Origin of the sequence: Streptomyces thermolilacinus SPC6 (assembly GCF_000478605.2) — a bacterium.
GTDB lineage: Bacteria > Actinomycetota > Actinomycetes > Streptomycetales > Streptomycetaceae > Streptomyces > Streptomyces thermolilacinus.
Window position 1 is genome coordinate 4,121,584 of record NZ_ASHX02000001.1, and the last position, 23,249, is coordinate 4,144,832.

At 73.8% G+C, this 23,249-nt stretch carries 20 protein-coding genes; 14 read left to right on the forward strand and 6 right to left on the reverse strand.

The genetic code is table 11. The features are described 5' to 3' along the window. Positions 1 to 395: 395 nt before the first annotated feature. From J116_RS17860 to J116_RS17875, 4 genes are all read left to right on the forward strand, one after another. Entirely contained in the window at positions 396 to 2,069 is a 1,674-nt protein-coding gene (locus J116_RS17860; RefSeq protein WP_023588438.1) for a beta-N-acetylhexosaminidase, read from the forward strand. 248 nt (positions 2,070 to 2,317) lie between these two features. Next, positions 2,318 to 3,211: an FAD binding domain-containing protein gene (locus J116_RS17865; protein WP_023588439.1), complete on the forward strand. Its 894-nt coding sequence runs from the start codon at positions 2,318 to 2,320 to the stop codon at positions 3,209 to 3,211. Continuing rightward, positions 3,208 to 5,085, forward strand: coding sequence for a (2Fe-2S)-binding protein (locus tag J116_RS17870; protein ID WP_023588440.1), 1,878 nt, complete (start codon positions 3,208 to 3,210; stop codon positions 5,083 to 5,085). The genes J116_RS17865 and J116_RS17870 overlap by 4 nt, the downstream gene beginning before the upstream one ends. Further along, a complete protein-coding gene (locus J116_RS17875; RefSeq protein WP_023588441.1) occupies positions 5,082 to 7,400 on the forward strand; it encodes a xanthine dehydrogenase family protein molybdopterin-binding subunit in 2,319 nt (772 codons plus the stop codon). The genes J116_RS17870 and J116_RS17875 overlap by 4 nt, the downstream gene beginning before the upstream one ends. Positions 7,401 to 7,533: 133 nt before the next feature. Here J116_RS17875 and J116_RS17880 read toward each other — a convergent pair whose 3' ends face one another. The 3 genes from J116_RS17880 to J116_RS17890 form a co-directional block, all read right to left on the reverse strand. Beyond that, entirely contained in the window at positions 7,534 to 8,061 is a 528-nt protein-coding gene (locus J116_RS17880) for a hypothetical protein (protein ID WP_023588442.1), read from the reverse strand. A 71-nt stretch (positions 8,062 to 8,132) separates the two neighbouring features. Next, positions 8,133 to 9,917, reverse strand: coding sequence for an alpha/beta hydrolase (locus J116_RS17885; protein ID WP_023588443.1), 1,785 nt, complete (start codon positions 9,915 to 9,917; stop codon positions 8,133 to 8,135). A gap of 10 nt (positions 9,918 to 9,927) precedes the next feature. Continuing rightward, positions 9,928 to 10,389: a hypothetical protein gene (locus J116_RS17890; protein ID WP_023588444.1), complete on the reverse strand. Its 462-nt coding sequence runs from the start codon at positions 10,387 to 10,389 to the stop codon at positions 9,928 to 9,930. Between the two features lie 241 nt (positions 10,390 to 10,630). Here J116_RS17890 and J116_RS17895 point away from each other — a divergent pair, with 241 nt between their 5' ends. The 8 genes from J116_RS17895 to J116_RS17930 all read left to right on the forward strand — a co-directional run bounded on the left by J116_RS17895 (position 10,631) and on the right by J116_RS17930 (position 17,745). Continuing rightward, positions 10,631 to 10,933 (forward strand): GntR family transcriptional regulator, encoded by a 303-nt coding sequence (locus tag J116_RS17895; protein ID WP_235617362.1) that lies wholly within the window; start codon positions 10,631 to 10,633, stop codon positions 10,931 to 10,933. A 79-nt stretch (positions 10,934 to 11,012) separates the two neighbouring features. Continuing rightward, positions 11,013 to 11,486, forward strand: coding sequence for a VOC family protein (locus J116_RS17900; protein WP_023588446.1), 474 nt, complete (start codon positions 11,013 to 11,015; stop codon positions 11,484 to 11,486). A 99-nt stretch (positions 11,487 to 11,585) separates the two neighbouring features. Continuing rightward, a complete protein-coding gene (locus J116_RS17905) occupies positions 11,586 to 13,070 on the forward strand; it encodes an MFS transporter (RefSeq protein WP_023588447.1) in 1,485 nt (494 codons plus the stop codon). A 50-nt stretch (positions 13,071 to 13,120) separates the two neighbouring features. Next, positions 13,121 to 13,282 carry a hypothetical protein gene (locus J116_RS29945; RefSeq protein WP_161492125.1) on the forward strand — a complete coding sequence of 54 codons (162 nt, stop codon included), beginning with the start codon at positions 13,121 to 13,123 and terminating at the stop codon, positions 13,280 to 13,282. Beyond that, positions 13,279 to 13,659: a type II toxin-antitoxin system death-on-curing family toxin gene (locus J116_RS17915; RefSeq protein ID WP_023588449.1), complete on the forward strand. Its 381-nt coding sequence runs from the start codon at positions 13,279 to 13,281 to the stop codon at positions 13,657 to 13,659. The genes J116_RS29945 and J116_RS17915 overlap by 4 nt, the downstream gene beginning before the upstream one ends. A gap of 132 nt (positions 13,660 to 13,791) precedes the next feature. Continuing rightward, positions 13,792 to 15,576 carry a DEAD/DEAH box helicase gene (locus J116_RS17920; RefSeq protein ID WP_037947898.1) on the forward strand — a complete coding sequence of 595 codons (1,785 nt, stop codon included), beginning with the start codon at positions 13,792 to 13,794 and terminating at the stop codon, positions 15,574 to 15,576. Between the two features lie 586 nt (positions 15,577 to 16,162). Beyond that, positions 16,163 to 16,807 carry an IclR family transcriptional regulator gene (locus tag J116_RS17925; RefSeq protein WP_023588451.1) on the forward strand — a complete coding sequence of 215 codons (645 nt, stop codon included), beginning with the start codon at positions 16,163 to 16,165 and terminating at the stop codon, positions 16,805 to 16,807. A gap of 149 nt (positions 16,808 to 16,956) precedes the next feature. Next, positions 16,957 to 17,745 carry a S16 family serine protease gene (locus J116_RS17930; protein ID WP_023588452.1) on the forward strand — a complete coding sequence of 263 codons (789 nt, stop codon included), beginning with the start codon at positions 16,957 to 16,959 and terminating at the stop codon, positions 17,743 to 17,745. Between the two features lie 48 nt (positions 17,746 to 17,793). Here the strand turns inward: J116_RS17930 and J116_RS17935 are convergent, their stop codons facing one another. After that, the gene (locus J116_RS17935) at positions 17,794 to 18,276 is read right to left on the reverse strand and encodes an Lrp/AsnC family transcriptional regulator (RefSeq protein ID WP_023588453.1); all 483 of its coding nucleotides are present in this window, start codon (positions 18,274 to 18,276) and stop codon (positions 17,794 to 17,796) included. Between the two features lie 121 nt (positions 18,277 to 18,397). On the opposite strand from J116_RS17935, the gene hppD reads away from it, so the two are divergent. Further along, positions 18,398 to 19,543, forward strand: a complete 1,146-nt coding sequence (gene hppD / locus J116_RS17940; protein WP_023588454.1) for a 4-hydroxyphenylpyruvate dioxygenase — start codon at positions 18,398 to 18,400, stop codon at positions 19,541 to 19,543. Between the two features lie 138 nt (positions 19,544 to 19,681). Here the strand turns inward: hppD and J116_RS17945 are convergent, their stop codons facing one another. Continuing rightward, the gene (locus J116_RS17945) at positions 19,682 to 21,112 is read right to left on the reverse strand and encodes a tetratricopeptide repeat protein (protein WP_099048178.1); all 1,431 of its coding nucleotides are present in this window, start codon (positions 21,110 to 21,112) and stop codon (positions 19,682 to 19,684) included. Between the two features lie 98 nt (positions 21,113 to 21,210). On the opposite strand from J116_RS17945, the gene J116_RS17950 reads away from it, so the two are divergent. After that, positions 21,211 to 22,578, forward strand: coding sequence for an FAD-binding oxidoreductase (locus J116_RS17950; RefSeq protein WP_023588456.1), 1,368 nt, complete (start codon positions 21,211 to 21,213; stop codon positions 22,576 to 22,578). 52 nt (positions 22,579 to 22,630) lie between these two features. On the opposite strand, the gene J116_RS17955 is transcribed toward J116_RS17950, so the two are convergent. Continuing rightward, on the reverse strand, positions 22,631 to 23,050 hold the full coding sequence (locus tag J116_RS17955) for an SsgA family sporulation/cell division regulator (RefSeq protein WP_023588457.1): 420 nt from the start codon (positions 23,048 to 23,050) through the stop codon (positions 22,631 to 22,633). Positions 23,051 to 23,249: the final 199 nt, after the last annotated feature.

Sequence of the window (23,249 nt, forward strand, 5' to 3'; positions counted from 1 at the left end):
GGGAGAGGCCCCCGGGGCGGCTGCGAGCGCGCCGCGTGTCCGCCGTGCCGAGTGCGCGGCGGCACGCGGGACGCGCCCGCCGCACCGGGGGCTTCGCTGTACCGGGCCCGCTCCAGGGGCTCCGCCGAGTCCGCAGCAGGGGCTCCGCCGCACCCGGGCCCGCCGCCGGGTGGCCCGTACCGTGGGTGGGGATGATCCGTACGGCGAGCCAGGGGTGACCCGTAACCACGGCTCGGGCTGCCCCGCACCATGAGTGGGGGTGATCCGTACCGCGATTCCCGGTGGCCGGTACCCGACCCTTGCCCGGCTGCGGGGCGGCCCTTACGCTCCCTGGCGGTTGCGGCGTGCGGAACGCCCGTTGCGCCATGTGCAACGCCCCGGAGGTTGGTGACGTGATGGACCTCATTCCGGAGCCCGCCTCCCACACCGGGGACCCGGGCAGGACCGGCGCGGTCCTCGACGCCCGTACCGTCCTGTCCGCCGCACCCGGCACGGAGTCCACCGAACGCTGGCTGCGGACGACCCTGGGCGCCGCCTTCGCCCTGCCCCTGCACCCGGCCCCGCACACCGGCGCGCCCGGCGCCCGCCCGGCCCCGCACACCGGCGCCCCCGCGCCCGCCGCGATCCGCCTGGGCCTCGACCCGGCGCTCGGCCCGGAGGCGTACCGGCTCACCGTCGGCGACGGGGCCGTGGACCTCACGGGCGGTGACGCCGCCGGGGTCTTCTGGGCCGCGCAGACCCTCCGCCAGCTCCTCGGCCCCGACGCGTACCGCCGCGCCCCCGTCCGCCCCGGCGCCCCCCTCGTGCTCGCCGCGCTGCGGATCGAGGACCGGCCCCGCTTCGGGTGGCGCGGGATGCTCCTGGACGTGGCCCGGCACTTCCTGCCCAAGGACGACGTGCTGCGCCAGCTCGACCTGATCGCCGCGCACAAGCTGAACGTCCTCCACCTGCACCTCACCGACGACCAGGGCTGGCGCCTGGAGATCCGCCGCCACCCGCGCCTCACCGAGGTCGGCTCGTGGCGCCCCCGCACCAAGCGCGGCCACCGCGCCTCGCCGCTCTGGGACGACACCCCGCACGGCGGCCACTACACCCACGACGACATCCGCGAGATCGTCGCGTACGCCGCCGAGCGGCACATCCGGATCGTCCCCGAGATCGACATCCCCGGGCACTCCCAGGCCGCCATCGCCGCCTACCCCCACCTCGGCAACACCGACGCCGTGGACACCTCCGCGCTGGGCGTCTGGGACACCTGGGGCGTCAGCCCCAACGTCCTCGCCCCCACCGATGAGGTCCTCCGCTTCTACGAGGGCGTGTTCGAGGAGGTCCTCGACCTGTTCCCGGCGGCCGTCTCGCCGTACGTCCACATCGGCGGCGACGAGTGCCCCAAGGACCAGTGGCGCGCCTCCGCCACCGCCCAGGCCCGCGTCCGCGAGCTGGGCGTCGGTGACGAGGACGGCCTCCAGGCCTGGTTCGTACGGCACTTCGACCGCTGGCTCGCCGAGCGCGGCCGCCGCCTCATCGGCTGGGACGAGATCCTGGAGGGCGGCCTCGCCCCCGGCGCCGCCGTCTCCTCCTGGCGCGGGTGCGCGGGCGGGATCGCCGCCGCCGAGGCCGGCCACGACGTCGTCATGTGCCCCCAGCAGCACGTGTACCTGGACCACCGGCAGAGCGACGGGCCCGACGAGCCCGCGCCCATCGGGTACGTCCGCACGCTGGAGGACGTGTACCGCTTCGAGCCCGTACCGCCCGGCCTCTCCGCCGAGGCCGCCGCGCACGTCATCGGCGTGCAGGCCAACGTCTGGACCGAGGTCCTCGACAGCCGCGCCCGCCTCGACTACCAGACCTTCCCGCGCCTCGCCGCCTTCGCCGAGGTCGCCTGGTCCACCACCCTGCCCGCCCCCGGCGCGCGCGACCACGACGGCTTCGCCCGCCGCATGGAGGCGCACTACCGACGCCTCGACGCACTGGGGGTGGACTACCGGCCGCCCACGGGCCCCCGCCCCTGGCAGCGGCGCCCCGGAGTCCTCGGACGCCCGATCGAGGGCAGGCCCCCGAACGTGTGACGCCGCGTCGCCCCGCGCCCCGGCGCGCGGCGACGCGCCCGTACCGGCGGGGCGTTCGCAAAGCGGACCTTCCGCCCAGTCACGGGAGGTCACGGGAGGTCGCGGGCGGAACCGTCCTTCGCGGACCCTCGCGGCGGCCGCGTTGGAAGATGTGCCACAGTTTCCACGTCCGGGCTGTGAGCACGTACGGTACGGCAACACAGGCGGGACAGCCGGGACAGCCGGGACACCGGGAAGGGGCAGCTGGGTTGACCACGCACGCACCGAGGACGGCGCACTCCGTCACGCTGCCGGCCTCGCTCGACGAGGCCGTGGCGGCACTCACCGCCATGCCCGCCGCCGTGCCCGTCGCCGGTGGTACGGACCTGATGGCGGCGGTCAACAAGGGCCTCCTGCGCCCCGCCGGACTCGTCGGCCTCGGCCGCATCAACGAACTGCGCGGCTGGCAGTACCAGGACGGCCACGCGCTCCTCGGCGCCGGTCTCACCCACGCCCGCATGGGCCGCCCCGACTTCGCCGCGCTCATCCCCGCGCTGGCCGCCGCCGCCCGCGCCGCCGGGCCGCCGCAGATCCGCAACGCCGGCACCCTCGGCGGCAACGTCGTCACCGCCGCGCCCACCGGCGACTCGCTGCCCGTCCTCGCCGCACTGGAGGCCGACCTCGTCGTCGCCGGTCCCGCCGGGCACCGCGAGATCCCCGTCTCGCACCTGCTGGCGGGCCGCGCGATGCTCGAACCGGGCGAACTCATCGCGTACGTACGGGTTCCGCTGCTGCACGCCCCGCAGGTGTTCCTCAAGGCCACCGGCCGCACCGGGCCCGGCCGCGCCCTCGCCTCCGTCGCCGTCGTCCTGGACCCGGCGCGGCGCTCCGTGCGCTGCGCGGTCGGGGCCATCGCGCCGATGCCGCTGCGCCCGCTGGAGGCCGAGCACTGGATCGCCTCGCTCGTCGACTGGGACGGCGAGCGGGGGCTGGCGCCGGAGGCCCTGGCGGCGTTCGGCGAGTACGTCGCGGCGGCCTGCATCCCGGACCAGCCGCCGGCCGCCGAGGGCGAGGAACCGCCCCCGCTGCCGCCCGCCGTACTGCAACTGCGCCGCACGGTGTCCGTGCTGGCCCGACGAGCACTGGGGAGGGCGCTGTCGTGAGCGACGAGACCGGCAACGAGGAGCGCGCGCGGGACGGCGGCGGCTGGCAGCCGACGCCGCAGGGGGAGTACGACGGCGACGCCACGGCGTTCGTCCACCTCCCGCCCGACGCGGGCCTGGACGGCATCCCGCTGGAGGCGCCGGGCCACGGCTACGTCCCGCCGCACATCGCGGACCCGCACGCCACCGCGCAGTGGAACTTCCACCCGGCCATGGACCACTCCGGTATGGGTCCGTCCGGTATGGGCGCTTCCGCCATGGACGCCGAGCAGCCGCCCGTCCCCGGCCCCGCCGACCTGACCGGCCAGTGGACGATCCCGGTCGCGCAGGGCGACCTGCCGGAGGAGTCCGGCGAGTACGGCATGGGCGGGCAGGGGTACGACACGGCGCAGGGGTACGCGCCGGGGTACGCCGGGGAACAGGAGCAGGGATACGGCCCCGGGCACACCCCGGCGCACGGCACACCCGCGTACGGCACCCCTGGGCAGCACGGCGCCCCGGAGTACGGCGCCCCCGGGCACGGTGGGAACGGGCTCGGTGGGAACGGGCAGCACGGCACGCCCGCGCAGGGCACGCCGGTCAACGTGACGCCCGCGTACGGCACCCCGGTCCACGAGACGCCTGACGTGACGCCCCCGAACGGCACGCCCGCGCACGAGCCCTCGGCCTACGGGCAGGAACAGGCGCACGAGGCCGGCGGCCCGGCCCGGCCCGCGCACCCGCACGAGGCGCACGCGCCCGCGCACACCGGCGTACCGGCCTGGGCGAACGGCAACAGCGCGCCCGCGACGCTGCCGGGCGGCGCCCCGGCGCCCTGGGCGCTCACCCCGCAGCCGGAGCACCAGGCGCCGGAGGCCCCGGCCGACGGCGAGCAGCACGCCCCGGCCCCGTCCGAGGGCGCTGAGGCGGCGGCGGACGACGGCACCCACGCCGCCGAGCCCGACCCGGAGGCGCACCCGGCCGCCGAGCCCGGCCCGGAGGTGTACCCGGCGGGGGAGGCCCCGGAGGCCGAGGCCGCGTCGGCCACGCCCGAGGAGGCCCCGGGGGCAGCGGCACCGGCCCCCGAGGCCCCGGAAGGCTCGGAAGCCCCCGAGGACCCGGCCGACGCGCCCCCCGCCCCGGCGGAGGCGGCCCCCGTGGAGGCCGCACCGGCCGTCGCGGACGCCACGCCCACCGGGGACGGGCCCGAGCCGACCGAGGCCGGGAGCGGCGAGCAGCCCCCCGCCGACCCCGCGCCCCCCGCCGACCCCGCCGCCGACCCCGCTCCCGCGCCCGTCGGCAGCGACGAGCACCCGCACATCTCGTACGTCCTGCGCGTCAACGGCGCCGACCGCCCCGTCACCGACGCGTGGATCGGCGAGTCGCTGCTGTACGTGCTGCGCGAGCGCCTCGGCCTGGCGGGCGCCAAGGACGGTTGCTCGCAGGGCGAGTGCGGCGCGTGCAACGTCCAGGTGGACGGCCGTCTCGTGGCGTCCTGCCTGGTGCCCGCCGCGACCGCCGCGGGCAGCGAGGTCCGTACCGTCGAGGGCCTGGCCGTCAACGGCGAGCCGTCCGACGTCCAGCGCGCCCTGACCCGCTGCGGCGCCGTCCAGTGCGGCTTCTGCATTCCCGGCATGGCGATGACCGTGCACGACCTGCTGGAGGGCAACCACGCGCCCAGCGACGTGCAGGCCCGCCAGGCGCTTTCCGGCAACCTGTGCCGGTGCACCGGCTACCAGGGCGCCCTCAGAGCCGTACGGGAGGTCGTCGCCGAACGGGCCGCCGGGAAGTCCGCGCAGTCGGCGGGCAACGGCACCCCGGACGAGGCGCACCAGAACCCCGACGCCCGCATCCCGCACCAGGTCCCCCACCCGCACGACGGAGGCACGGCGTGAGCAACGACGCGGCCACCGCCATCCCGGCGGTCGAACTCCCCCGGCAGGAGCAGACCCAGGAGCAGGAGCGGCCCGTCCGCGGGCTCGGCGCGTCGCTGGCTTCCGCCGATGCCCGCGCCAAGGCGGAGGGCACGTTCCCGTACGCCGCCGACCTGTGGGCCGAGGGCCTGCTGTGGGCGGCGATCCTCCGCTCCCCGCACGCGCACGCGCGCATCCGGTCCATCGACACGTCCGCCGCGGCGGCGATGCCGGGCGTACGGGCCGTGGTGACCCACGTGGACGTGCCGGGCGACACGGCGTACGGCAGGAGCGTCGCGGACCGCCCTGTCTTCGCGGCGGACGTGGTCCGCCACCACGGCGAGGCCATCGCCGCCGTGGCCGCCGACCACCCGGACGCGGCCCGGCTCGCGGCGGCGGCGATCATCGTCGACTACGAGGTGCTGGAGCCGGTCACCGACCCGGAACAGGCGTTCTCCGCGCCGCCCTTGCACCCGGACGGCAACCTCATCCGCCACATCCCGCTGCGCTTCGGCGACCCGGACGTCACCGGCGAGGTGATCGTCGAGGGCCTGTACCGGATCGGCCGCCAGGACCCGGCGCCCATCGGCGCGGAGGCGGGCCTCGCGGTGCCGCGCCCCGACGGCGGCGTCGAGATCTACACGGCGTCCACCGACCCGCACACCGACCGGGACCTCGCCGCCGCGTGCTTCGGCCTTCCGCCGGAGCAGGTGAAGATCGTCGTGACGGGTGTGCCGGGCGCGATGGGCGACCGGGAGGACCCGGGCTTCCAGATCCCGCTGGGCCTGCTGGCGCTGCGGACGGGCGCGCCGGTGAAGCTGGCCGCCACGCGCGAGGAGTCGTTCCTCGGGCACGGCCACCGCCACCCGACGCTGCTGCGCTACCGCCACCACGCGGACGCGGAGGGCCGCCTGGTGAAGGTGGAGGCGCAGATCCTCCTCGACGGCGGCGCGTACGCGGACGCCTCGTCCGACTCGCTGGCGGCTGCGGTCTCCTTCGCCTGCGGCCCGTACGTCGTGCCGCACGCGTTCGTGGAGGGCTGGGTCGTACGGACCAACAACCCGCCCGCCGGGCATGTGCGCGGCGAGGGCGCGATGCAGGTGTGCGCGGCGTACGAGGGCCAGATGGACAAGCTGGCGGCGAAGCTGGGCCTGGACCCGGCGGAGCTGCGGATGCGCAACGTCCTGGCGACGGGCGACCTGCTGCCGACCGGCCAGACCGTGACGTGCCCGGCACCGGTCGCCGAACTGCTGGAGGCCGTACGGGAGTTCCCGCTGCCGCCGCTGCCCGCGGACGCCGGGCGGGACGACTGGCTGCTGCCGGGCGGCCCGGAGGGCGCGGGCGAGCCGAGCGCGGTGCGGCGGGGTGTCGGGTACGCGCTGGGCATGGTGCACATGCTGGGCGCCGAGGGCACGGACGAGGTCTCGACGGCGACGGTGAAGGTCCAGGACGGGGTGGCGACGGTGCTGTGCGCCGCCGTGGAGACCGGCCAGGGCTTCTCGACGCTGGCCCGGCAGATCGTCCAGGAGGTCCTGGGCGTCGAGGACGTGCAGGTGGCGCCGGTCGACACGGACCAGCCGCCCGCGGGCCCGGCGGCGCACGGCCGCCACACGTGGGTGTCGGGCGGCGCGGTGGAGCGCGCGGCGAAGATGGTGCGCACCCAGCTGTTGCAGCCGCTGGCGCACAAGTTCGGCATGTCCACGGAGCTGCTCCAGATCCAGGACGGCAAGATCACCTCGTACGACGGTGTCCTGTCCACGACGGTGGCGGAGGAGCTGTACGGCAAGGAGCTGTGGGCGACCGCGCAGTGCCGCCCGCACCCGACGGAGCCGCTGGACGAGGCGGGGCAGGGCGACGCGTTCGTGGGCCTGGCGTTCTGCGCGATCCGCGCGGTGGTGGACGTGGACGTGGAGCTGGGTTCCGTACGGGTGGTGGAGCTGGCCGTCGCGCAGGACGTGGGCCGCGTCCTGAACCCGGCGCAGCTGGCCACGCGTATCGAGGCGGGGGTCACCCAGGGCCTGGGCGCGGCGCTCACCGAGAACCTCCGCACCCCGCGCGGCCTGGTCCGCCACCCGGACCTGACGGGCTACGCCCTGCCGACGGCGCTGGACACCCCGGACATCCGCATCGTGAAGCTGGTCGAGGAGCGGGACGTGGTGGCCCCCTTCGGCGCGAAGGCCGCGAGCGCGGTCCCGGTGGTCACGTCCCCGGCGGCGATCGCCTCGGCGGTCCGAGCCGCGACGGGCCGCCCGGTCAACCGCCTGCCGATCCGCCCCCAGTCGGCGGTGGTGAACTGACCGGCCGACCCCGGCCGGCCTCGTACGCGGCGGCCTTCGGGCATCGCCACCGGCAGGGCGAGCCCTCGCCGAATCGGTGCCCCGGCATCGCCGGTCTGGCGGGCCAGTGTCGCCAGGGCACCAGGCCCTCGGCTCAGAAGCGTTCGATTTCCTGGCCGGCCGGGATCTCGTAGCAGCCGGAGACGAGCATCAGGCTCAGTTTCGGGCGGTCGTTCTTCGCGTCCTGGGTGATCTCGACGCTCGACTTCCGCTCGTCGTTGTCGGCCGTAAGGGTGAGGTTCTTGCTCAGGCTGCGGTCAGGGCCGTATCGGACGATCGTCCATCCGTTTTTCGGCAACTCCTGCTTGAGTTGCTGCATCGCCTCGTCGAGCTGGTCCGGTGAGGCAGGGTAGAAGCTCCACGGGTGGAAGACCCGGAAGTATTTCTCCCGATCCCTCCCCGCGCAGTTCATGACACCCGCTTGAGTGTCGGACGCTTCTCCCTTGACGGCGATCAGATCGTAGATGTCGCTGGACACCTTTTCCAGATCATTGGCGGCGGCGATGGATGTACTGGTGCCGACAAAGGGGACTTTGTTCGGTTCTTCATTCATGTCGCATCCGGTGAGAGTGATCAAAAGGATGAAGACGGGGAGCGTCCATGCGCCCAGTCTGGTATTCACGCTGAGAAGCCTCGCTTAGTCGGCCAGCACAATACGGTTGCTCCAGTGATTTGTGTTCGCGGGTTCACCGGCTAATCCAGTTGCACCTTGTCGTATCGTCCGGCCACAACGAGGCCCTGGTTTTTCAGGCTCTGGGTCCCTTCGTCCCAGTACCCGCTGTGGCCTTCGGTGTCCGTGGCCATCTGGCGGGCGCCGAACCATTCGTCGCTGGGGATCACCCAGTAGCTGCCCGGTTCATGGCCGCCGTGTCCCCAGCGGCCGATGTCGGGCACGATGTCCCCGTCCGCCTCCTGGTTCCAGACGTGGCCCCGGGGCACGTCCAGGTCCTCGGCCCGTGCCACGGTCACACCTGGGCTGCCCGCGGTGATCACATCGTCCGCGTTGAGCGTGCCGTGGTCGGCCGCCGAACCCACGAGCGTCGTGCCGTAGGAGTGGCCGATCACGGTCCGGTGGGTCCCCGAACTTCCTTGGTGCGAAGCCTCCAGGCCGTCGAGGAACCGGTTGAACGCGGGTGCGCCGTCGTCCGCGTAGTGCCTGAAGGGCGCGTCCTTGTAGATGCTCTGCGGGGCGTCGTACCCGAGCCAGGTGATCGTGGACACGCTCTTGCCGTCGGCCTCGTTGTCGGCCACACGCCAGGTGTTGACCATCCGGTCGATGTTGCCCTCGATGTTGCTCAGGTTCGACGTCGTTCCCGGCACGTAGACCGCCTGGTGGTCGGCCGTGTCCGGGTTGCCGTTGGCGATGATCGCCCGGCCGTTGCCGTCCGCGCTGAACCCCAGGAGATACGCCTCCGGCAGGCCCTTCTGGCCGGTCTGGTCGAAGCGCTTCTGGATGCTGTCCATGCCCTTGAGGGACTTGGTGAGGTGCTCGTACCGCTCCCCGTACTGCCTCTGCCAGTTCATCCACTCGTCGGTGTGCACCTTGACCGGGTAGCGGCCCGCGGTGATCCACGTCCACTCGTTGGCGGGTGGCTTCGGGATGGAGGCCAGTTCCAGCCGGTACTGGGCGTGCCTCTCGTTGAAGACGACGCGGTTGGCTTCGTCGCGGACGGCGGAGGGCAGCCCGTCGAGGGCGCCGACCTGTGCCGCGTTCAGTGACAGGTGCGCCGTCTGCTCTTCCGGGGTGAGCCCGTTCCACCAGGCGGCGTTGTCCTTGGGGCTGCCGTCCTTCGGGGGGTGGGGGAGGGAGTCGAGGTAGCCCTTGCCCGCCTCGCGGACTCCGCTTGTGTCGGAGTGGGTGTCGGTCCAGTCGCGGTCGGAGACGGTCAGGTCGTCGTCGGCCTTCAGCGCGCGGAGTTTGGGGGCCCACTTGGTGTCCGCTTCCGTGGCCTCCCGCACGGCGTCGGCGATCCGGTTCGCGAACTCCAACGCTTTGCCGTAGGGGGGGTTGGGGTGGGCGTTGGCCGCCTGCCGGTAGAGCGCGTCGGCCGTCGGGGAGGACGGGCCCCCGGTGCCGGTGACCGTGCCGCCCTCGGGGACCTTGCCGTCGACCGCCTGGCCGCCCGCGGGGAAGCTGACCGACCCGTCCGCGTTCACCGTGCACCCGGCGGCCCGCGCGTCCGCGACGGGCGCGTCCAGCTTCCGCCTGGCCGCGGCCATGTCGTGCGCGAAACCCGCCAGCGCGGTGCTCACCAGAGCGCACTCGGTCTGCACGTAGTAGAAGTTCTTCGACAGCTCCTTCAGCTCCCCCAGAGCCGCGTTCGCCGTCTCCCCTTCGAGCTGCGCGCGGATACCGGAGGAGATCCGGATGTCGATGGCGTCCTTCGCCCTGGCGGCCATCTCAGCCGTGGCGCGGTAACCGTCCGCCGCGTCCTCGAACGCGGCGGGCTTCAGCTTCTGCAGCGTCGCCAGATCCATGAGCCGCTCGTCACCGGCCCTTCGCCTGGCCGCCGACCGGCTCCGTGTCCTGGTACTGCGCCCTGACCCTCGCGAACTCTTCCTCGATCGCCTTGTCGGGCATCGCCAGATCACTCCCGGCGCGCTCCAGCAGCCCGCCCACCGTGCCGCAACGCTCGCTCACCTTGCCGACGTAACTCCTCCAGGAGTCGTACAGCTCCTTCTGCGCCGCCGCCGACTGGCACCCCGACGACTCCGCCACGCCCGACTGCCCCGCGGCCAGCTTCTTCAGGCCCTCGCTGATGTCCGCCTTCAGGCCCTTGACGCCCTCACCCGCCCGTGTCCAGGCCTGCTTCCGGGTCCGCAGATCCCCGGACGAGCCGCCGCCTTCGCCACCGGCCGGGTCGGAAGCCGGTAACTGGTTGAGCCGCATCCGACTCGACTGGCGTTCAGCAGCCTCCGTTTTGAGCTGTTCCCACTCGTCCCACGACATCGGCGCCCCTCCACAGCGGGTCGGTCCTACGCCCCAGCAGTGCACCCGCGTCACACTAACGGCGTATCGCGGAGCGGACTCTGAGTATCCGTACTCATTCACGACAGGTTCACCGGCGGCTGGCGGTGGGCTGCCGCCAGTGCCCGCGGCGCGGCCCAACCGGGCCACCGCTGCAGCGTTCCGGTCATCCCGGACGGGAGGCCGATCGGTGCGGATCAGCCTCCAGTGGGTTTCACGTTGCATGAGGGGAAAGGTGATGCGCGGCTGTTGCCGGACGTTTACGTTCGCTCCCCTGACGGAGAAGACCAACCCTGGGGCTGCGGCCTGTCACTACGAACAGCTCGCCAGCATCCTGGAGCGCAAGATCAGGAGCGGCGAGCTCCCGCCCGGCTCCCGGCTTCCCGGAGAGATGCTCCTTGCCCAGGAGCGCGGCGTGGGCTCCAGCACCGTGCGCCGGGCTCTCGACATCCTGCGTGAGCGCGAGCTGGTCGTGACCGTGCGGGCGCGGGGCTCGTTCGTGGTCGAGGAGCTGCCCGACGCCTGAGCGGTGGGGTGAGGTCTCCTGCCGCGATGAGTTTTCCGGGTGCTTCCGGTCTATCCATCGACACGGAAGGGAGCCCGTCATGCAGCAGAAGATCAAGCCGTTCCTCTGGTTCGACACCGAGGCAGAGGAGGCCGCCGCGCACTACACGGCGATCTTTCCCGACTCGCGGGTCGTGGAGGTCGTGCCGTACCCGGAGGGGTCGCCCCGGCCTGCCGGGATGGTGATGACCGTGGAGTTCGAGCTTGCCGGGCAGCGGTACGTCGCGCTGAACGGCGGGCCCGAGTTCCGGTTCAGCGAGGCCGTCTCCCTGGCCGTCGAGTGCGAGGACCAGGAGGAGATCGACCACTACTGGTCCCGGCTCTCCGAGGGCGGTGAGGAAGGGCCCTGCGGGTGGCTCAAGGACAAGTACGGGCTGTCCTGGCAGGTCAACCCCCGCGAGCTCGACACCATGCTCAAGGACCCGGACCCCGGGAAGTCCCGGCGCGTGACCGAGGCCATGATGGCCATGAAGAAGCTCGACCTCCAGGCCCTGCGGGACGCCTACCAGGGGTGACGCGGGCCGGTGCGGGCCGGACGTCGTACGACTCGGGACCGAGCGGCCGACCGACTCGCGACAGGTCCCAAACCGGTCTACGCCACTTACTCTGGACGCATGACCGTCCCTGATCCGACCGGCACCGCCGACCCGACAGCCGCCGCCCCCTCCGTACCGTCCCCGACCACGCGGAAGCAGGGCGGCGGCAGTGTGCTCGACCGGGAGCACCGGGCGCTGAGCATCGGCATCGTGTCCGTCGTGCTGCTGATCGCGTTCGAGGCGACCGCCGTCGGCACGGCGATGCCCGTCGCGGCGCGGGAGCTGGACGGGGTGCCGCTGTACGCGTTCGCGTTCTCCGCGTACTTCACCACCAGCCTCTTCGGCATGGTCCTCGCCGGGCAATGGGCCGACCGCAGCGGGCCGCTCGGCGCGCTCGCCTCCGGGATCGCCGCCTTCGGCGCGGGCCTCCTCGTCTCGGGGACGGCCGCCGCGATGTGGCCGTTCATCCTCGGGCGTGCCGTGCAGGGCCTGGGCGGCGGACTGGTGATCGTAGCGCTGTACGTGGTGGTCAGCCGGGCCTACGAGGAGCGGCTGCGGCCCGCGATCATGGCGGCGTTCTCCGCGAGCTGGGTCATCCCGTCCATCGTCGGGCCGCTCGGCGCCGGGACGGTCACCGAACGGCTCGGCTGGCGGTGGGTGTTCCTCGGCATCCCGGCGCTCGTACTGCTCCCGCTGGTGCTCGCCCTGCCCGCGATACGGCGCCTGGCGGCCGGGCCCGCCGACCCGGAGGCGCCCGTACCGGGGTTCGACGGGCGGCGGCTGCGGCTGGCGCTGGGCATATCCGTGGGCGCGGGGCTGCTCCAGTACGCCGGGCAGGACCTGCGCTGGCTGTCCGTGGTGCCCGCCCTGGCCGGTGCCGCGCTGCTCGTGCCGGCCGTGCGGGGGCTGCTGCCGCGCGGCACGTACCGGGCGGCGCGCGGACTGCCGTCCGTGGTGCTGCTGCGCGGGGTCGCGGCGGGCGCCTTCATCTCGGCGGAGTCGTTCGTCCCGCTGATGCTGGTCACCCAGCGGGGCCTGAGCCCGACGCTCGCGGGCCTGTCCCTCGCCGTGGGCGGCGCGACCTGGGCGCTGGGGTCGTACGTCCAGTCGCGGCCGCGTGTGGAGCCGTACCGGGAGCGGCTGATGGTGCTGGGGATGGTGCTGGTCGCGGGGGCCATCGCGGCCGTGCCGTCGGTGCTCGTCCCGGCGGTGCCCGTGTGGATCGTGGGCGTGGCCTGGGGCTTCGGTTGTTTCGGCATGGGCATGGTCATCTCTTCGACGAGCGTGCTGCTGCTGAAGCTGTCCGCGCCGGAGGAGGCCGGTACGAACTCGGCCGCGCTCCAGATCTCCGACGGCCTCGCCAACGTCATGCTCCTCGCGGCGGGCGGCGCGGCCTTCGCGGCGCTGGGCGGCGGCGCGGTCGGCGGCCACGCACTGGCCGGCGCGGAGACGGCCGCCTCGCACCCGGTGGCGTTCGCGGCGGTGTTCCTCCCGATGGCCGCGGTCGCCCTGGCGGGCGCGTGGGTCGCGGCGCGGGTACGGCCCGCGCACAGCACCGGCTGACGCCGGAAAACCGGTACCGGAACGATCTCGCGGGCCCGTACCGTCTGGGCATGTCCATGAACCAGCGGCCTCGCGGCGACCGGAACGACGACCCCGGGCCGTGCGCCGAGGCCCCCACCGCCCGCGAGACCGTCCTCCGCGAGACCGTGCTCCGCGAGACGGCCAGGGATCAGGCCGCCAAGTGGCACGAGCTGCTGGAGCGCCTCAAGTGACCCGCTTCCACCCCACCGCCGGGGACGTCCTGGTCATCGCCGAGCACGCCGTCGACGGCCAGGACGTCGTCGTACGGGACGCGGGGCTCCTGGACTCGGCCGCGCACCGGCCGGCGGCGGCCGTGTTCGGTGAGGAGGCGTACCCCGCGCTCCTGGAGAAGGCGGCGGCCCTGTTCCAGTCGCTCGCCGTGAACCACCCCTTCTTCGACGGCAACAAGCGCACCGCCTGGCTGTCATGTGTGACGTTCCTCGCCATCAACGGCGTGGAGCTCCGCCCCGACATCGACGCGGCGGAACGGCTGGTCGTCGACGTCGCCACAGGCCGGGACGGAGAGGTGGGGAGCATCGCCGGGAGGCTCCGCGCGCTCGTCGTGTGACACCGCTCGCACTCGCCGAGGTCGCGGCGCCGAACGCGCCGGGGGCGGGGCGGGGGGCCGGTAGGGTGGCCCGGTTGTCGTACGCCGACCGTGCGCACCGCCCATGCGTCCGAGAGCACCGAATCGGAGACCGTGACTACTACCGCCTCCCATCACCTCTCTCCCGCCTTCCCCGGCCGCGCCCCCTGGGGCACGGCCAACAAGCTCCGCGCCTGGCAGCAGGCCGCGATGGAGAAGTACATCCAGGAGCAGCCCCGGGACTTCCTCGCCGTCGCCACCCCCGGCGCCGGCAAGACGACCTTCGCGCTGACCCTCGCCTCGTGGCTGCTGCACCACCACGTCGTGCAGCAGGTCACCGTGGTCGCCCCGACCGAGCACCTGAAGAAGCAGTGGGCGGCCGCCGCCGCGCGGATAGGGATCAAGCTGGACCCGGAGTACAGCGCGGGCCCGCTCAGCAAGGAGTACCACGGCGTCGCCGTCACGTACGCCGGTGTCGGCGTGCGTCCCATGCTGCACCGCAACCGCGTCGAGCAGCGCAAGACCCTCGTCATCCTCGACGAGATCCACCACGCCGGCGACTCCAAGTCGTGGGGCGAGGCGTGCCTGGAGGCGTTCGAGCCCGCGACGCGGCGGCTCGCGCTGACCGGTACGCCGTTCCGGTCCGACACGAACCCGATCCCCTTCGTCACGTACGAGGAGGGCAACGACGGCATCCGGCGGTCCGCCGCCGACTACACGTACGGCTACGGCAACGCCCTCGCCGACGGCGTCGTCCGCCCCGTGATCTTCCTCAGCTACAGCGGCAACATGCGCTGGCGCACCAAGGCCGGGGACGAGGTCGCCGCCCGGCTCGGCGAGCCCATGACGAAGGACGCCGTCTCGCAGGCCTGGCGCACCGCGCTCGACCCGCGCGGCGACTGGATGCCGAACGTGCTGCGCGCCGCCGACCAGCGGCTCACCGAGGTCCGCAAGGCCATCCCCGACGCCGGGGCGCTCGTCATCGCCTCCGACCAGGAGTCGGCGCGCGCGTACGCCAAGCTCATCCGGGAGATCACCGGGCACGGCGCGACCCTCGTCCTGTCCGACGACGCGGGCGCCTCGAAGCGGATCGACGAGTTCAGCGAAGGCGACGACCGGTGGATGGTCGCCGTCCGCATGGTGTCCGAAGGCGTCGACGTGCCGCGCCTCGCCGTCGGCGTGTACGCCACGACGATCTCCACGCCGCTGTTCTTCGCGCAGGCCGTCGGCCGTTTCGTGCGGTCCCGCAGGCGCGGCGAGACCGCGTCCGTGTTCCTGCCGACCATCCCCATGCTCATGGGCTTCGCCAACGAGATGGAGGTCGAACGCGACCACGTCCTCGACCGGCCGAAGAAGGAGGGCGAGGAGGACCCGTACGCCGAGTCCGAGAAGGAACTGGACGAGGCGAACAAGCAGCAGGACGAGGACACCGGCGAACAGGACATGCTGCCCTTCGAGGCGCTGGAGTCCGACGCCGTCTTCGACCGGGTCATGTACAACGGCGCCGAGTTCGGCATGCAGGCCCACCCCGGCAGCCAGGAGGAGCAGGACTATCTCGGCATCCCCGGCCTGCTGGAGCCCGACCAGGTGCAGCTGCTGCTCCAGAAGCGGCAGGCCCGGCAGATCGCGCACAGCCGCCAGAAGCCCGCGGAGGAGGCCGACCTGCTGGAGCTGCCCGCCGAGCGGCGGCCGGTCGTCTCCCACAAGGAGCTGATGGAGCTGCGCAAGCAGCTGAACACCATGGTCGGCGCGTACGTCCACCAGAGCGGCAAGCCGCACGGGGTGATCCACACCGAGCTGCGCCGGGTGTGCGGCGGCCCGCCGAGCGCCGAGGCGACGGCGGGGCAGATCCGGGAGCGGATCAAGAAGGTCCAGGAGTGGGCCACGCGGATGCGGTGAGCGCAGGCGCGTCGCGTCTGTGACGGGGACCTCGGCGCCGGCCGCCGCGCCTGTGTGGTGCGGTGCGGTCGGCGCCGGGGTGTTCCTGGGGCCGGGGGCGGCCTCGCGGGTGGTTCCGGGGTCCGGGGGGTCCGGGTCCCGGGGTGGTTCCGGGGTCCGGGGGTCCGGGTCCCGGGGTGGTTCCGGGGCGGGGGTCCGTGGGCCGAGGGTTCGGGGTGTTCCGGGGCGGGGTGTGTGGTGGGTCCTCCGGGGCGCCGCGCGGGTCCCGGGGGTGGCCCGCCGGGTGCCGTCCCGTACGGCTCCGGGCGTCGTGGCGTTTCGGGTACGGCTTCGGGGCGCCGCCGTGAGGAGGGGGGCATTCCGGGATCAACTCCCCATCCGCGCCCGGATTCTGGACGAGGTCTTCCGCTGAGCGGATCGGGTGGTTACTGTCCGGGCACATGCAAACGCCCCGTGGCAGCGCCGCCGCGGAGCGCAGCCGGTGTGCCATGGCCTGCCGGCGGCCTCTCGGTGCGACGCTCAAGGGACGGGCGTCGCCACCGCGTTGAGAGTGTCCGCCGTCACTCACTCCGAAGGAGGGGGCGTCGTGACCGCGGAAACCTCCCAGACGCTCGACCGGGGACTGCGCGTCCTCAAACTGCTCGCCGACACCGACCACGGGCTGACCGTCACCGAGCTGTCCCACCGGCTCGGCGTCAACCGGACGGTCGTCTACCGACTGCTCGCCACGCTGGAACAGCACGCGCTCGTACGGCGTGACCTCGGCGGCCGGGCCCGCGTCGGGCTCGGCGTGCTGCGCCTCAGCCGGCAGGTCCACCCGCTCGTACGGGAGGCCGCGCTGCCCGCGCTGCGCTCGCTCGCCGAGGACATCGGGGCGACGGCGCACCTGACGCTGGTGGACGGCGCGGAGGCGCTGGCCGTCGCGGTGGTGGAGCCGACGTGGACGGACTACCACGTGGCGTACCGGGCCGGTTTCCGGCACCCGCTGGACCGGGGTGCGGCGGGGCGGGCGATCCTGTCCGCGCGGCAGGCCGGGGGCGCGGTGGAGCCCGGGTACACCCTGACGCACGGGGAGCTGGAGGCGGGCGCGAGCGGGGCGGCGGCGCCGCTGGTGGGGGTGACCGGGATCGAGGGCAGTGTGGGTGTGGTGATGTTGACGGACGCGGTGCCGGAGCGGGTGGGGCAGCGGGTGGTGGACGCGGCCCGCGAGGTCTCCGAGGCCCTCCGCTGACCCTGCGGGCCCGCCTCCGGGGCTCCGCCGTGCGGGCCCGCCTCCGGGTCCCCGGCCCGGCCCCGGCGGCTGGGATCTGGCCCGGGACTCCGGGACCGGGACCGGCCCGGCATGCCTGGGGGCGACGGGCGGGCGGATAGATTGGGGGCGTGTTGTCTCGGATCCCGCGGGCCCGCGCCCTCCTCCTGTGCGCCCTCCCCGTGCTCGCCCTCCTCGCCGCCGCCGCGTTCGCCCCGTTGCCGTACACGATCGCGCTGCCCGGCTCCACGGCGGACGTGCTCGGGGTGGACAAGGGACGCCAGGTCATCACCATCACCGGCGCGCCCGTCCGCAAGACGACCGGACAGCTGCGGATGACCACCATCGTGGCCACCGCGCCGGGCACCGACATCGGGCTGGACGAGGTGGTCCGCGCCTGGTTCCGCACCGACCAGGCCGTGCTGCCGCACGACTCGGTGTACCCGGCGGGCAAGACGAACCAGGAGATCGAGAAGCGCAACCTCGGCCAGATGCGCGCCTCGCAGGACAGCGCCGTCGCCGCCGCGCTGGGGCACCTCGGCAGGAGCGACAAGGACGTCCAGGTCAAGCTGCACCTCGCCGACATCGGCGGCCCCAGCGCCGGGCTGCTGTTCTCCCTGGGCGTCATCGACAAGCTCGCCGGTGACGGCGAGGGCGGCGACCTCACTGCCGGCAAGGTCGTCGCCGGTACGGGAACGATCACCCCGGACGGCACGGTCGGCCCGGTCGGCGGCGTGGCCCTCAAGACGCAGGCCGCCGCCCGCGACGGCGCGACCGTCTTCCTCGTGCCGAGGGCCGAGTGCGACGACGCCCTCGCGACCCGGCCCGACGGGTTGCGGCTCATCCCCGTGACGACCCTGAAGGACGCCGTCGCCTCCCTCAAGGCCCTCGGCGACGGGGCCCGCGTCCCGTCCTGCTGACCTCGGCGACGGGGCCCGCGTCCCGTCCTGCCGGCCCCCGGTACCGCCTCAGCGGCGCAGGTCGCCGTCGGTCGCCGCCTGTTCCACCAGCGGGATGATCCGCAGCGGCACCGGGTTCTCCATGACGATCGCCGTGGACGCGCGCACGATCCCCTCGAAGCCCACCACCCGGTCGATCACCCGCTGGAGGTCCGCGTTCGAACGGGCCACCAGGCGGCACAGCATGTCGCCGTGGCCCGTCGTCGTGTGCAGCTCCAGCACCTCCGGCACGCCCCGCAGATGCTGCCGCACGTCCGCGCCCTGCCCCTGCTTGATCTCCAGCGTCGCGAACGCCGTCACCGGGTACCCGAGCGCCGCCGGGTCCACCTCGGGTCCGAAGCCCCGGATCACCCCGTTCGCCTGCAACCGGTCGAGGCGCGCCTGCACCGTGCCGCGCGCCACGCCCAGCCGCCGCGACGCCTCCAGCACGCCGATCCTCGGCTCCCGGGCCAGCAGGCCGATGAGCCTGCCGTCCAGATGATCGATCGCCACGGCCGCCTCCCAATGGTCATCCTGTACAGAACGTCCGACCATCCTGGGGCGTCGCTGTACACATTGACCAGAGGAATCGCAAAGTATTGCGCAGCTTGTGGAACGGAGAGAACCTGCCGACATGACTGAGACCCTGCATGACACCCCCGGCACCGCTCGGCAGGCCGACCCCTTCCCGGTGAAGGGCATGGACGCGGTCGTCTTCGCCGTCGGCAACGCCAAGCAGGCCGCGCACTACTACTCCACGGCCTTCGGCATGAAGCTCGTCGCCTACTCCGGCCCGGAGAACGGCAGCCGCGAGACGGCCAGTTACGTCCTGACGAACGGCGCCGCCCGCTTCGTGCTGACCTCCGTCATCAAGCCGTCCACCGACCGGGGCCGCTTCCTGGCGGACCACGTCGCGCAGCACGGCGACGGCGTCATCGACCTCGCCATCGAGGTCCCCGACGCCCGCAAGGCGTACGCGTACGCGGTGGAGCACGGCGCCACCGGCATCGAGGAGCCGTACGAGATCAAGGACGAGCACGGCACCGTCGTCCTCGCCGCCATCGCCACGTACGGCAAGACCCGCCACACGCTGGTCGACCGCTCCGGCTACACCGGCCCGTACCTGCCCGGCTACGTCGAGGCGTCCCCGATCGTGGAGCCCCCGGCCAAGCGGACCTTCCAGGCCATCGACCACTGCGTCGGCAACGTCGAGCTCGGCAAGATGAACGAGTGGGTGGCCTTCTACAACAAGGTCATGGGCTTCACCAACATGAAGGAGTTCGTGGGCGACGACATCGCCACCGAGTACTCCGCGCTCATGTCGAAGGTCGTCGCGGACGGCACCCTCAAGGTGAAGTTCCCGATCAACGAGCCGGCGATCGCGAAGAAGAAGTCGCAGATCGACGAGTACCTGGAGTTCTACGGCGGCGCCGGTGTCCAGCACATCGCGCTCGCCACGAACGACATCGTCGCCACCGTGCGCACCATGCGCGCCGCCGGTGTCCAGTTCCTCGACACCCCGGACTCGTACTACGACACGCTCGGCGAGTGGGTCGGCGACACGCGCGTCCCGATCGACACGCTGCGCGAGCTGAAGATCCTCGCCGACCGCGACGAGGACGGCTACCTGCTGCAGATCTTCACCAAGCCGGTCCAGGACCGCCCGACCGTCTTCTTCGAGCTGATCGAGCGCCACGGCTCCATGGGCTTCGGCAAGGGCAACTTCAAGGCCCTGTTCGAGGCGATCGAGCGCGAGCAGGCCAAGCGCGGCAACCTGTAACACCGCCGCACTTCCCGGTACTCGTGGCCCCGCGGACCTGACCCGCGGGGCCACAGGCCGTCCCCGGCACCGGCGCCCGTACGCCCGCCCGTGCCCGTACGCCCCCCCCGTGCCCCGTGCCTGTACCCCACCGGGACCTCACCGTCCCGGCGGCTCCTCCGGCGGCTCGCCCAGCTCCGCCAGGGCCCGCCGCGCCGCCGGGGCGTACAGCGGCGAGAAGTACGGGTTGATCCGCAGCGCCTCCTCCAGGTGCCGCCGCGCCGCACCCTCCCGGCCGAGCGCCCGCTCCAGTTCGCCCCGGTGGTACGCGAACAGCGCGCTGCGCACCCCCCGCTCGCCCGCCGCCCGCGCGTACGGCAGCGCCCGCGACGGCTCGCCCGCCCGCAGCAGCGCCCGGCCCAGCGCGTCCGCCACGTCCGCCGAGCGGTGCCCGCCCCGCCACAGCGCCCGCAGCGACGCCACCGCCCGGTCCGGGTCGCCGTGCTCCGCCTCGTACCGGCCCCGTACGAGCGCCGTGCTCACCCCGTACGACGCCGCCGTCTCCGCGAGCCCCACCACGAGCGCGTACCGCTCCCGCGCCTCCGCGTCCCGGCCGAGCGCCGCGTACAGGTCCCCGGCCTCCAGGGCGGTGTCGGGCAGCGGCCGGGCCTCCAGCGCCTGCCCGTACACCCGCAGCGCCTCGTCCGTGCGGCCCAGCGCGGCGAGCGCCCGCGCCCGGCCCGCCAGCGACGGCGCGTCCCCGGGCGCCACCCGCAGCGCGGCCTCGTACCGGGCGAGCGCCTCGCGCGCGTACCCCCGCTCCCACGCCAGGTCGCCCAGCCGCCGCAGGGCCGCCGCCCGTTCGACGGACGTCCCGGACAGCGCCACCGCGTCGTGCGCGCGGGCCGCCGCGTCCTCCCGCCAGCCCTGGTCCCGGTACAGCTCCACCGCCCGCGCCTGCGCGACGGCGCTCGTCGGGCGCAGCTTCCGCAGCCGCTCCAGCGCCTTCCCGGCCGCCGCGTCGTCGCCGAGCCCCCGGTGCGCGTCCACCAGCAGCGCCTGGACCCGCCACCCGGGCCCCGCCGTGCTTGCCCCGCGCCCCGCCGCCCTCTCCGCCCAGCGCCGCGCCGTCCCGAAGTCGCCCCGTGCGAGCGCCAGTTCGCCCAGGCCCAGCACCGCCGCGTGGTTGCCCTCCGCCGCCGGGCGGACCTCCAGGGAGCGCCGCAGCGCCCGCTCCGCCCTCGGGTACGCCGCCGGGTCACCGGCCCGTACACCGTGCTCCGCGTACGCCGTGCCCAGCACCGCCCACGACACCGCGTCGTCCGGGTGGCGGCGCAGCCACGCCTCCCGGTCGCCGATCAGCGCCGCCAAATCCGGCAGCGCCGCCCCGGCGCCCGCCTCCACCCCCGCCGCGGCCCGCGCCGCCGGACCCGCGAGCCCGGCCGGGACCCCCGCTCCCGCCGTGCCCGGAGCGCCGCCCGCGCCGCCCGCACCCGTCGGGCCGTCGGCCGCGAGCAGCGCCAGCGCGCCCGCGAGCACCGCGCCCGCCCCGGCCAGCAGCACCACCTGGGAGAACCGTTCCGTCTTCATGCCGCTCACTGTGCGCGCGGCCGCCCGGCCCGCCCGGGCGCCCACGGCGGCGTACCCGCCCGGTTCACACCGATGGCCCCGGGTGCCACGCTGGGATCATGGACGAGCTGCTGCGCCGGCTGCGTGCCGGTCTCCCCGCCGAGGCCCTGATCACCGACCCCGACGTCACCCCCACGTACGCCCGCGACATGGCGGGCTTCTGCCCCGCCGGGGACCCGGCCGTCGTGGTGCTGCCCCGCACGGTCGAGGAGGTCCAGCACGTCATGCGCACCGCGACCGCGCTGCGCGTCCCCGTCGTCCCGCAGGGGGCCCGTACCGGACTGTCGGGCGCGGCCAACGCCACCGACGGGTGCGTCGTGCTGTCCCTGGTCAGGATGGACAGAGTCCTGGAGATCAACCCGGTCGACCGGACCGCCGTCGTCGAACCGGGCGTCGTCAACGCCGTGCTGTCCCGTGCCGTCGCCGAGCACGGCCTGTACTACCCGCCGGATCCGTCGAGCTGGGAGACCTGCACCATCGGCGGCAACATCGGGACCGCGTCCGGCGGACTGTGCTGCGTCAAGTACGGGGTGACCGCCGAGTACGTCCTCGGCCTGGACGTGGTCCTCGCCGACGGGCGCCTGCTGTCCACCGGCCGCCGCACCGCCAAGGGCGTCGCCGGGTACGACCTGACGCGCCTCTTCGTCGGCTCCGAGGGCACCCTCGGCGTCGTCGTCCGCGCCGTCCTCGCGCTGCGGCCCAAACCGCCCGTCCAGCTCGCCCTGGCCGCCGAGTTCGCGTCCACGGCCGAGGCGTGCGCCGCCGTCTGCGCCGTCATGGAGCGGGGTCACACCCCGTCGCTGCTCGAACTGATGGACCGCACCACGGTCCAGGCGGTCAACCGCCTCGGCCGCATGGGCCTGCCCGACTCGACGGCCGCGCTGCTCCTGGCCGCGTTCGACACCCCGGACCCGGCCGCCGACCTGGCCGCCGTGGGCGAGCTGTGCACCGCCGCGGGCGCCACGCAGGTCGTCCCCGCCGACGACCCCGCCGAGTCCGAACTGCTCCTCCAGGCACGCCGGATGTCCCTGCCCGCCCTGGAGACCCTCGCCCCCGCCACGATGATCGACGACGTGTGCGTGCCGCGCTCCCGGCTCGCCGACATGCTCGACGGCACGGCCGCCGTCGCGGAGACGTACGGCCTCACCATCGGCGTCTGCGCCCACGCGGGAGACGGCAACACCCACCCGGTCGTGTGCTTCGACCACACCGACCCGGACGAGTCCCGGCGCGCCCGCGAGTCGTTCGACGCCATCATGGCGCTCGGCCTCGAACTGGGCGGCACCATCACCGGCGAGCACGGCGTCGGCGTGCTCAAGAAGGAGTGGCTCGCCCGCGAACTCGGCCCCGTCGGCCTCGAACTCCAGCGCGGCATCAAGAAGACCTTCGACCCGCTGAACCTCCTCAACCCCGGCAAGCTGTTCTGACCGCCCGCCACCCCGGGCGGCCGCGTGCCGGACCCCGATTCCGTACGTCCCCTCACGCCTCCGCCGAGAGCAGCGCGGCGAGCCCGTCGTCGATGCCGAGCCGCTCCGCCTCCGTGCCCGGCGCCACCACCCCCAGCGTCCGCTCCAGCCACGCCGACACCTGCGACGTCGGCGCCTCCAGCAGCGCGTCGCCGTCCGGGGACGACAGGGCCATCAGCACGACGCTCCGCCCGTTCGCCTTCGACGGCCAGATCCGCACGTCGCCGTAGCCGCACGGCCGGAACACGCCCTCCACCAGCAGCTCGCGCGCGAACGTCCAGTACACCGGGTGCTCGGAGCCGATGTGGAAGACGATGTGGACGGCGTACGGGTCGCTCGTCCGGTACGTCAGCCGCGCCGGCACGGACACGCTCTGCTCCGCGGACAGCACCAGCCGCATCTCCAGCTCCCGCTCCACCGTGGTCATCTCCATGGTTCTTCCTCCCTCTCGCCGGGTCGGCACGGGCCCCACCGCGGGCCCGCTCGGAAGGAGAGAGCGGGTTCCCACGTCGTCATTACGCGACTTTCACCAACGAATTTCTGTTACTTTCCGTGACGTCGCGGTGACCTGATGGGGGGCGTTGTCCCCGGAGCGGCCCGGCGGCATCCGGCTGTCTGATAGATGTGGTGCC